The organism is uncultured Bradyrhizobium sp., assembly GCF_936928535.1.
GTDB lineage: Bacteria > Pseudomonadota > Alphaproteobacteria > Rhizobiales > Xanthobacteraceae > Bradyrhizobium.
This window is the reverse complement of sequence record NZ_CAKZHY010000052.1, coordinates 75,481-86,502: the sequence shown is the minus strand read 5'-3', so window position 1 is coordinate 86,502 and position 11,022 is coordinate 75,481. Positions and strand designations below refer to the sequence as shown.

General features: G+C 65.0%; 5 protein-coding genes and 1 pseudogene. 3 read left to right on the top strand and 3 right to left on the bottom strand.

Features of this window, described 5'->3' with window-relative positions; all coding sequences use genetic code 11:
- Positions 1–457, bottom strand: a pseudogene (locus Q0687_RS06420) (hypothetical protein); the annotation flags it as partial.
- Between the two features lie 491 nt (positions 458–948).
- Here Q0687_RS06420 and gltB point away from each other — a divergent pair.
- Together gltB and Q0687_RS06410 are read left to right on the top strand one after the other, a co-directional pair.
- A complete protein-coding gene (gene gltB / locus Q0687_RS06415; protein WP_298873587.1) occupies positions 949–5,682 on the top strand; it encodes a glutamate synthase large subunit in 4,734 nt (1,577 codons plus the stop codon).
- 157 nt (positions 5,683–5,839) lie between these two features.
- Complete coding sequence (locus Q0687_RS06410; protein ID WP_298873585.1) at positions 5,840–7,291, top strand: glutamate synthase subunit beta; 1,452 nt, start codon at positions 5,840–5,842, stop codon at positions 7,289–7,291.
- A 114-nt stretch (positions 7,292–7,405) separates the two neighbouring features.
- On the opposite strand, the gene Q0687_RS06405 is transcribed toward Q0687_RS06410, so the two are convergent.
- Positions 7,406–9,151 (bottom strand): outer membrane beta-barrel protein, encoded by a 1,746-nt coding sequence (locus tag Q0687_RS06405; protein WP_298873583.1) that lies wholly within the window; start codon positions 9,149–9,151, stop codon positions 7,406–7,408.
- A gap of 192 nt (positions 9,152–9,343) precedes the next feature.
- On the opposite strand from Q0687_RS06405, the gene Q0687_RS06400 reads away from it, so the two are divergent.
- Entirely contained in the window at positions 9,344–10,351 is a 1,008-nt protein-coding gene (locus Q0687_RS06400; protein WP_298873581.1) for a KpsF/GutQ family sugar-phosphate isomerase, read from the top strand.
- A 101-nt stretch (positions 10,352–10,452) separates the two neighbouring features.
- On the opposite strand, the gene Q0687_RS06395 is transcribed toward Q0687_RS06400, so the two are convergent.
- Entirely contained in the window at positions 10,453–11,010 is a 558-nt protein-coding gene (locus Q0687_RS06395; protein ID WP_298873579.1) for a carboxymuconolactone decarboxylase family protein, read from the bottom strand.
- Positions 11,011–11,022: the final 12 nt, after the last annotated feature.

Here is an 11,022-nt window from a genome sequence, read left to right as displayed (position 1 = left end):
GCGCACTTTGTGGGCGGTAAGGTGCAACCGACGGCACCTCGTACGCGGGAGCCATGCCATAGGCGTCAGCGGCCGGCATGAAGCGGATGATGCGGCCGTCGCGGGCGTCGATCACAAGCCGGCCATCGTCGCCGCGACGGTCGATCACCGCGATGGTGTAGACGACGCCGCGCAAATGCGGGATGCCGAGCGGCGAAAAGCCGTTGTCGCGCAGCACGGCATAGACCTCGATGGCCGGCAGCAGCGCCGGTTCCGGGCCTCGTTCCTCATAGCCGTAACCGTATCCGTAGCGAGCCGGAGGTGGTGGCGCGGCCTCCGCCGGCGCGTAAGGCCCGTCGAAATCCGAGACCGCGACATAGCCTCCCCGCGCGGTTCCGTTCGGCAGAACTTGGGCCTCCGCGGCATTTGCCACCAGCGCCAGCGCGGCGGCAGCCACACATCCTGTGAAAAACTTCATGGTCGGCACGCTCCTGTCAGGCCCCGAATGATCCGCGCTCTTTCGCTTCTTGCGGCGTGGCGCGCCTTTCGAAGGGCTGAACTGAAGCTTCATCCGGGATTTCGGCGCCGCTTGGGCCGGATCGGGGCGCGTTTGCTTCAAAACCGGGGCCGCGCAACTTTCGGAAAGCGATTGATTGACTTCTGAGGAATCGGGACTTCCGCGCGCTTGTGTGCTAGACAAAAATTTGGCAAGGTGATGGTTAGGACAGGAAGACTGTCTCAATTTTGCTTGCGGTTCCGGCATAGGGATTGCAACGAAAGTCGGTGCTTCCGAGCACCATAAGGCAAGCAGGAAAAGCCGTTCTCGGGGACGAAGAACGCCTTGGCCTGAATTTAAGAAAATGCGGCTCGCAGCGGACGAGCGGTGACCCAGAGGCGGGTGCCGCGGAACGCCCAAGGTGCGCCGAAGATGGCGGTGAGGCAGCTTGCCGCATGGAGAGGATTGGAACAATGAACGGGTCGCAATTCGAGCGCGGAAACATCGTGGCAGAAGAGCTGTCGGCGACGGTCGCCTCGAAAACGACCGATCCGATCCAGGAACACAATTCGCGCCCCGAAGCCGAAGGCCTGTACGATCCGAGCCTGGAGAAGGACAGCTGCGGCGTCGGCTTCATCGCCAACATCAAGGGCAAGAAGTCGCACGAGATCGTCTCGGACGCGCTGAGCATCCTCTGCAACCTCGAGCACCGCGGCGCCGTCGGCGCCGACCCGCGCGCCGGTGACGGCGCCGGCATCCTGGTGCAGATCCCGCACGCCTTCTTCAGCCGCAAGGCCAAGGAGAACAAGTTCGAGCTGCCGGCTCCGGGTGAATACGCCATCGGCGCGCTGTTCATGCCGCGCGACACCGCCTGGCGCAACGTCATCAAGAGCATCATTGCCGACCAGATCAAGGCGGAAGGCCTGACCCTGCTCGGCTGGCGCGACGTGCCGACCGACAATTCCTCGCTCGGCGTTACCGTGAAGCCGACCGAGCCCGCCTGCATGCAGGTGTTCATCGGCCGCAACGGCACCGCCAAGACCGAGGACGAGTTCGAGCGCCGGCTCTACATCCTGCGCAAGTCGATCTCGCAGGCGATCTACCAGCGCCGCGACCGCGGCCTTGCGGGCTATTACCCCTGCTCGATGTCCTGCCGCACGGTGATCTACAAGGGCATGTTCCTCGCCGACCAGCTCGGCAAGTACTACCCTGATCTGCACGAGAAGGACTTCGAGAGCGCGCTCGCGCTGGTTCACCAGCGCTTCTCGACCAACACCTTCCCGGCGTGGTCGCTGGCGCATCCCTACCGCATGATCGCGCATAACGGCGAGATCAACACGCTGCGCGGCAACACCAACTGGATGGCGGCGCGCCAGGCCTCGGTGAGCTCCGAGCTGTACGGCAAGGACATCAGCCGGCTCTGGCCGATCTCCTATGAAGGCCAGTCGGACACCGCCTGCTTCGACAATGCGCTCGAATTCCTGGTGCAGGGCGGCTACTCGCTGCCGCACGCCGTCATGATGATGATACCTGAGGCATGGGCCGGCAATCCCTTGATGGATGAGAAGCGCCGCGCCTTCTACGAATATCATGCCGCGCTGATGGAGCCGTGGGACGGCCCCGCCGCGATCGCCTTCACCGACGGCCGCCAGATCGGCGCCACGCTCGACCGCAACGGCCTGCGGCCGGCGCGCTATCTCGTGACCAAGGACGACCGCATCGTGATGGCGTCCGAAATGGGCGTGCTGACGATCCCCGAGGACCAGATCATCACCAAGTGGCGCCTGCAGCCCGGCAAGATGCTGCTGGTCGACCTCGAGCAGGGCCGCCTGATCCCCGACGACGAGATCAAGGCCGAGCTCGCCAAGAGCCATCCCTACAAGGAGTGGCTGGAGCGGACCCAGATCGTGCTGGAAGATCTGCCGAAGGTGCCGACCACGGGCGTGCGCTCGAACCTGTCGCTTTTGGATCGCCAGCAGGCGTTCGGCTACAGCCAGGAAGACATCACGATCCTGATGACGCCGATGGCGGCCACCGGCGAAGAAGCCGCGGGCTCGATGGGCAACGACACGCCGATCTCGGCGCTGTCGGACAGGGCCAAGCCGCTGTTCACCTATTTCAAGCAGAACTTCGCGCAGGTCACCAACCCGCCGATCGATCCGATCCGCGAGGAGCTGGTGATGAGCCTCGTCTCGATCATCGGACCGCGGCCGAACCTGTTCGATCTTCAGGGCCTTGCCACCACCAAGCGTCTGGAAGCGCGTCAGCCGATCCTGACCGACGCGGATCTCGAAAAGATTCGCTCGATCTCCGATGTCGCTGAATCGCACTTCAAGTCGCGCACGCTGGACACCACCTTCCACGCCGGTCTCGGCGCGGCCGGTATGGACCAGGTGCTGGACGAGCTCTGCGCGCGCGCCGAAAGCGCGGTGCGCGAGGGCGTCAACATCATCATCCTGTCCGACCGCATGGTCGGCACCGACCGGGTGCCGATCCCCTCGCTGCTGGCCTGCGCCTCCGTGCATCATCATTTGATCCGCACCGGCCTGCGCACCTCGGTCGGCCTTGTCGTCGAATCCGGTGAGCCGCGCGAAGTGCATCACTTCGCCTGTCTCGCAGGCTATGGCGCCGAAGCGATCAATCCCTACCTCGCGTTCGAAACCATCATCGCGATGAAGGACCGCCTGCCCGGCTCGCTCGACGACTACGAGATCGTCAAGCGCTACATCAAGTCGATCGGCAAGGGCCTTCTGAAGGTGATGTCCAAGATGGGCATCTCGACCTACCAGTCTTATTGCGGCGCGCAGATCTTTGACGCGGTCGGCCTCAAGGCTGACTTCGTCGGCAAGTTCTTCGCCGGCACGCATACCCGCGTCGAGGGCGTCGGTCTTGCCGAGATCGCGGAAGAGGCCGTGCGCCGCCATGCCGACGCATTCGGCGAGGCGCTGGTCTACAAGACCGCGCTCGATGTCGGCGGCGAGTACGCCTATCGCAGCCGCGGTGAGGACCATGCCTGGACCGCTGAATCGGTCGGCCTGCTCCAGCACGCCGCACGCGGCAATTCGCTCGAGCGCTACCGCGCCTTCGCCAAGATCCTCAACGAGCAATCGGAGCGTTTGCTGACGCTGCGCGGCCTGTTCCGGATCAAGAACGCCGAGGAAGAAAAGCGCAAGCCTGTTCCGCTCGAGCAGGTCGAGCCGGCCAAGGACATCGTCAAGCGTTTCGCCACGGGTGCGATGAGCTTCGGCTCGATCTCGCGCGAGGCGCATACCACGCTTGCGATCGCCATGAACCGGATCGGCGGCAAGTCGAACACCGGCGAAGGCGGCGAGGAGGCCGACCGCTTCAAGCCGCTGCCGAACGGCGATTCCATGCGCTCGGCGATCAAGCAGGTCGCCTCGGGCCGCTTCGGCGTCACCACGGAGTATCTCGTCAACTCCGACATGATGCAGATCAAGATGGCGCAGGGTGCCAAGCCCGGCGAGGGCGGCCAGCTGCCCGGCCACAAGGTCGACGCTACCATCGCCAAGGTCCGGCACTCGACCCCGGGCGTCGGCCTGATCTCGCCGCCGCCGCACCACGACATCTACTCGATCGAGGATCTGGCGCAGCTGATCTACGACCTCAAGAACGTCAACCCGACCGGCGACGTCTCGGTCAAGCTCGTCTCGGAAATCGGCGTCGGCACCGTCGCCGCTGGTGTCGCCAAGGCGCGCGCCGACCACGTGACCATCGCAGGCTTCGAGGGCGGCACCGGCGCCTCGCCGCTGACCTCGATCAAGCACGCAGGCTCGCCGTGGGAGATCGGCCTTGCCGAAACCCACCAGACGCTGGTGCGCGAGCGGCTGCGCAGCCGCATCGTGGTCCAGGTCGACGGCGGCTTTCGCACCGGCCGTGACGTCGTGATCGGCGCGCTCTTGGGCGCCGACGAGTTCGGCTTCGCGACCGCGCCCTTGATCGCGGCCGGCTGCATCATGATGCGCAAGTGCCATCTCAACACCTGCCCGGTCGGCGTCGCGACCCAGGACCCCGTCCTGCGCAAGCGCTTCACCGGCCAGCCCGAGCACGTGATCAACTACTTCTTCTTCGTCGCCGAGGAAGTCCGCGAGATCATGGCCTCGCTCGGCTTCCGCACCTTCAACGAGATGGTCGGCCAGGTTCAGCTGCTCGACCAGACCAAGCTGGTGGCGCACTGGAAGGCCAAGGGGCTCGACTTCTCGAAGCTGTTCGTCAAGCAGAAGGAAGAGAAGGGCCAGAAGATCTATCACTCCGAGCGCCAGAACCATCATCTGGAAGCGGTGCTCGACCGCTCGCTGATCGAGAAGGCGAAGCCCTCGCTCGACCGCGGCGCGCCGGTGAAGATCGAGGCTGCGATCAACAGCACCAACCGCTCCGCCGGTGCCATGCTGTCGGGCGCGGTCGCCAAGATCTACGGCCATGCCGGCCTGCCGCAAGACACCATCCATGTCAGCCTCAAGGGCACCGCCGGCCAGGCGTTCGGCGCCTGGCTCGCCAACGGCGTTACCTTCGAGCTCGAGGGTGAAGCCAACGACTATGTCGGCAAGGGCCTCTCGGGCGGCAAGATCATCGTCAAGCCGCCTGCCAACAGCGGCATCGTGCCGGAAGAGAGCATCATCGTCGGCAATACCGTGATGTACGGCGCCATTCAGGGCGAGTGCTACTTCCGCGGCGTCGCCGGCGAACGCTTTGCCGTGCGCAACTCAGGCGCAGTCGCCGTCGTCGAGGGCGCGGGCGATCATTGCTGCGAATACATGACCGGCGGCATCGTGGTCGTGCTCGGCAAGACCGGGCGCAACTTCGCGGCGGGCATGTCGGGCGGCATCGCCTATGTGCTCGACGAGACCGGCGACTTCGGCAAGCTGTGCAATCTCAGCATGGTCGAGCTCGAGCCGGTGCTGTCGGAAGAGCTGATCAATGCCGGCACCTATCACCACTCCGGTGACCTCGAAGCGCACGGCCGGGTCGACGTGTTCCAGAACCTGCTCGACTCCGACGTCGAGCGTCTGCACGTGCTGATCACGCGCCATGCGAAAGCCACCGGCTCCAAGCGCGCCGCCGACATCCTTGCCAATTGGAAGGAATGGCTGCCCAAGTTCCGCAAGGTGATGCCGGTCGAGTACCGGCGCGCGCTGCGCGAAATGGCCGCCAACGCGGACGCCGAGCCGAAAATCGCGATCGGGGCGTAGCAATAAGTCCTCATGGTGAGGAGCGCGAAGCGCGTCTCGAACCATGAGGTCACCATCCGGGCCTCTATCCTTCGAGACGCGGCGCAAAGAGTGCGCCGCTCCTCAGGATGAGGGGTGAAAGAACAAAGAACTTAAGCGGCAGGGACTTCGAGCTTTAATGGGCAAGATCACGGGTTTTCTCGAAATCGAACGGCACGACCGCAAGTACACCCCGGTCGCCGAGCGCGTGAAGCATTTTGGCGAGTTCGTCGTTCCCTTAACCGAGAAGGAAACGCGCGACCAGGCCGCGCGCTGCATGAATTGCGGCATTCCCTATTGCCACGGCACGGGCTCGGTCGCGCCGGGCACGCCGGGCTGCCCGGTCAACAACCAGATCCCTGACTTCAACGACCTCGTCTATCAGGGCAATTGGGAAGAAGCCTCGCGCAACCTGCACTCGACCAACAACTTCCCTGAATTCACCGGCCGCATCTGCCCGGCGCCGTGCGAGGCGTCCTGCACGCTCAACATCGACGACAACCCCGTCACCATCAAGACCATCGAATGCGCGATCGTCGACCGCGCCTGGGACAATGGCTGGCTGAAGCCCGAGGTCGCGGCCGTCAAGACCGGCAAGAAGGTCGCGGTGATCGGCTCCGGTCCGGCCGGCATGGCCTGCGCGCAGCAGCTCGCGCGCGCCGGTCACGACGTGCACCTGTTCGAGAAGTTCGCCAAGGCCGGCGGCCTGCTGCGCTACGGCATCCCCGACTTCAAAATGGAGAAGGGCGTCATCGACCGCCGCGTCAAGCAGATGGAAGGCGAAGGCGTCACCTTCCACTACAACAGCCATGTCGGCGTCAGTGGCAATGTCGATCCGCGCGAGATGCTCAACCAGTTTGATGCGATCGCGCTAACCGGCGGCGCGGAAGCTCCGCGCGACCTGCCGATCCCCGGCCGCGAGTTCGACGGCATCCACTACGCGATGGACTTCCTGCCGCAGCAGAACCGCCGCGTTTCCGAGGAGCCGCTGAACGGCGTCAAGGAGATCCTCGCCGGCGGCAAGCATGTCGTCGTCATCGGCGGCGGCGACACCGGCAGCGACTGCATCGGCACCTCGCTGCGCCAGGGCGCGCTGTCCGTGACCCAGCTCGAGATCATGCCCGCCCCGCCCGAGCGCGAGAACAAGGGCCTGACCTGGCCGAACTGGCCGCTGAAGATGCGCACGTCCTCGAGCCAGGCCGAAGGCGCGATCCGCGAATTCGCCGTGCTGACGCAAAAGTTCACGGGCGAGAACGGCAAGGTCAAGAAGTTGCACTGCGTGCGCGTCGACGACAAGTTCAAGCCTGTGACCGGCACCGAGTTCGAGCTCGACGCCGAGCTCGTCCTGCTCGCCATGGGCTTCGTCCATCCGGTGCACGAAGGCCTCTTGAAGCAGCTCGCGGTCGACCTCGACCCGCGCGGCAACGTCAAGGCCAACACCTTGGACTACCAGACCTCGCGCCCGAACGTGTTCTCCGCCGGCGACATGCGCCGCGGCCAGTCGCTGGTGGTCTGGGCCATCCGCGAGGGCCGGCTGTGCGCACGGTCGATCGACACCTTCCTGATGGGGAAGACGGATCTGCCGCGGTAGGCGGTCATTCCGGGGCGCGCGAAGCGCGAGCCCGGAATCCATTCATCCACCAACGCTGAGGCTTGATGGATTCCGGGCTCGCGCCAAGTGGCGCGCCCCGGAATGACGGCGGAATTAATTCTGCAACCTAACCCCCAGCATCACCACCGTCCCCTGCGAGCTCGCCCCTGCGGCGTTCGAGTCCAGGATGTCGTGGCGCAGCGTGCCCTTGATCCAGATGTTGCGGTTGAGCTTGTAGATCAGGTTGCCTTCGAGCGAGTAGGTCTTGTCGTTGCGATTCTGGCCCTGGTAGTCGTAGGTGCCGTAGGTGAACTTGCCGATCGCGGTGAGCCAGCGGCGGAAGTCGTGGTCGACTTCGGCGGCGTAGGTGTGCACCAGCACGCCGGAGGAGCCGGGGATGGTGGTTTCCGCGATCTGGGTGTCGGTGTTGAATTTCACCGTCGTCAACCCGCTGGCGTTCCAGATCAGCGAGCCTGAGGTCAGGAAGCCCGAGAGCTGGCTGAGACGCGGGTCGACATAGTTGCGCGCGGAATAGCCGACCGAGACTTCGCCGGTGAGGATGCGCGAGAATTCGAAGGATGAACCGACCTTGGCGTAGCCGCCGTTTGAATTGCGCAAATAGCCGTTGCGGTCGGCGGCCTGGTCGTGGACGCGGTTGTCGCCCTCGATCTCGACGAACGGTTTCAGGCCCGGCTTCAGCTCGTAGGAGAAGCGTCCGATGCCGCCATACTGGTTGAAGTCTCGATCGTCGTTGCTGAAGCTCGAGCCGTCGGTGAGTTTCGAATCCGTGTAGGCGGTCCGATCGATCGTGGCGCCGGCGGCGACCTGGAAGCGATTGAAGGTCTGGTCGAAGCCGAAGGTGCCGCCATAGGTGGCGTAGACAGGATATTTCTGCAGGCCGGCCTGCACGTTCGGGCTGCCGGGATTGTCGGTGGCGAGCCGCAGCCGCAGCTGCGAGGTCAGCTTGAGGTCGCGATCGACATCGAAGCGGCCGTCGACATGGCCGGTGAAATCGGGCCGGTTGACCTCGACCGGCGACGGCGAGGGAAGTCCGTCGATCGTCGCCGGCATGTTGTTGGTGTAGCCGGAGAACGAACCGCGCAGATCGGCGACCAGAGCGTGGCGCTCCCAGTCGGACATCACCAGAAGATCCGGCGCGACGACGTAAACGGGCGAGCCGACCGGCTTATTGAGACGTGCGGGATTGGTGTCATAGCCGGTGGAGAGCTCGAGCCCGCCCTTGATCAGAAAACTGCCGGCGTAGTCGCCGACCGCGCCAAACGCATCGTCGTCGACTTTGAGGCGACGGCGCTGCGGCTGGCCGGGCACGGTGCCCGCCATCGCCGGCGGCAGTGGCGTCTTGTTCGCGGTCTCCGATGGCGGCGGCGCAATGCGCGGAGGACCGAGCGTGGAGACGGGCGGCGTTGCAGGTGGCACCGGCGAGCCGGGACCTGCGGGCTTCTTCGGCTTCGGCTGGCCCGGATAGAGTTTTGGCTGCTGGCGCTTGCGATTGAGCGAATCGTAGCCCGAGTTGCTTGCGCCGTTCGCGGCAGGCAGGCCATAGGTCGGGATCTGGCCAACGCGCGTCGTCGCGGGCACATCGCTCTTCTTGCGCGGATCGTCGTTGGGATCAGGCGGTTGCGGGATCGCATCCGACGGCGCCTGCAGGACGCCCGCTGTGCGGCGCGTCGGCAGCGTGTCAGGCGAGACAAAGCCGCCGCGGGTGGGATTGAACAGGTCGGGCGTGACGCTCTGGGCGGCCACGGGCGCGCTTTCCAGCGCCGTCAGCAACAGGCATGGCAAAGCGGCGCGGAAAGCTAACGCGCAACTGCTCCGGCCCCTGCCTGGAGGCGACCCCACGATGGAATAACTCCAACGAAATCAAATACTTTCACGATCGCCCCCGCCGACGCGCGGAAGCCATCGTTAATGGAGTTAAAACAATTATGGTTAATGACCCGTTGAGGGCTCTGACGCCCGCGTCGCCTCGCCCGCCCGGGCGTGCTAAGGAGGCGGCAACGGGCCGACGCCCCTGCTCCCCTGGACCCAGATATGCCGAGTTCGAAACCGCTGATGACCTCATCATCCGGCCCCACCCCTGACAGCGTCGAATCCGCGCTCCGCACGCTGGAGACGGAGAGCGGCGGTATCAACGCGCTCGCGGCCGCCCTGCGCGGCCCGCTAGGCGAAGCCTTTGCCAAAGCGGTCGACCTGATCCGCAACGCCAAGGGCCGCGTCATCGTCACCGGGCTCGGCAAGTCCGGCCACATGGCGCGCAAGATCGCAGCGACGCTGGCCTCGACAGGCACGCCGGCCTTCTTCGTCCACACCGCGGAAGCCGCCCATGGCGATCTCGGCATGATCACGGCGGACGATGTCATCATGGCGCTGTCCTGGTCCGGCGAGCAGCCGGAGATGAAGACGCTGGTGAACTATTCGGCGCGCTTCGCGATCCCGATGATCGCGGTGACGTCGAATGCAGCCTCCTCGCTCGGCCAGGCGGCCGATATTGTCATCGAGCTGCCGAAGGCGCGCGAGGCCTGCCCGCACAATCTGGCGCCGACCACCTCGACCATGATGCAGGTCGCGATCGGCGATGCCATCGCGATCGCGCTGCTCGAAGGCCGCGGCTTTACCGCGCTGGAGTTCGCGCATTTCCATCCCGGCGGCAAGCTCGGCGCGATGCTGAAATTCGTCCGCGACTACATGCGCACCGGCGCGGAGATTCCGGTGAAGCCTCTGGGCACCAAGATGTCGGACGCCGTCGTCGAGATGTCGGCCAAGGGGCTCGGCTGCGTATGCATCGTCAACGCGGCCAACGAAGCCATCGGCATCATCACCGACGGCGATCTGCGCCGCCATATGCGCCCCGATCTGCTGACGGCGACGGTCGATGAGATCATGACGCGGCAACCGAAGACGGTGCCGCCCTCGATGCTCGCGACCGAGATGATCGAGGTGCTGAACACCCGCAAGATCACCACGTTGGTCGTGACCGAGGCGGACAAGGTGGTCGGCATCGTGCACCTGCACGATCTGCTGCGGGCGGGTGTGGCTTAGGGCACGCTCTATGCTCTCGTCATTGCGAGCGCAGCGAAGCAATCCAGAATCTCTCCGCGGGGACAGTCTGGATTGCTTCGCTGCGCTCGCAATGACGGCAGTTAGAGCGGTGCCGGAAACCGCGCCGCCTTCTCCTCCAGCGGCAGCTTCAGCCCGTTCGCCAGATACGACACCGTGCGGTAGAAGCCGCACAGCAGCATGATCTCGAGGATCTGCGCCTCGTCGTAATGCGCCAACAGCGCTGCGAACTCGGCGTCGGAGAACGTCGCGCGCGCGTGCAGGGCGTCGACCGCTGTAATCAAGGCCTGCTCGGCCGGCGACCAGCAGGCTGAGGTCGCATCGCCCTCCACCGTCGCGCGGATCTCGTCCTCCGTGAGCTTTGCCGGGCCTGCAAAGATGGCGACATGCACGCCCCATTCATATTCGCATCTGTTGAGTGCGCAGGTGCGATCGACGACGATCTCGCGCTGGCGCAAGGACAACGGCCCGGGATCGAGCAGACCGCCGGCGCGGAACTTGTCCCAGGCGCGGCTGTGGCCGGCCATCACCCGGAACAGCAGCAGTGGCGGCGCACCGCGCATGATGCGGTCGAACTGCGCCTGGATCTCCGGGGGATAAGGCTGATCAAGCGGGGCGACGCGCGGCGTTGGGGATGACATGAACGTCTTCTT

Coding starts and splice junctions, on each gene's coding strand:
- gltB (WP_298873587.1), top strand. CDS start 949: ATGAACGGGTCGCAATTCGAGCGCGGAAACATCGTGGCAGAAGAGCTG.
- Q0687_RS06410 (WP_298873585.1), top strand. CDS start 5,840: ATGGGCAAGATCACGGGTTTTCTCGAAATCGAACGGCACGACCGCAAG.
- Q0687_RS06400 (WP_298873581.1), top strand. CDS start 9,344: ATGCCGAGTTCGAAACCGCTGATGACCTCATCATCCGGCCCCACCCCT.
- Q0687_RS06395 (WP_298873579.1), bottom strand. CDS start 11,010: ATGTCATCCCCAACGCCGCGCGTCGCCCCGCTTGATCAGCCTTATCCC.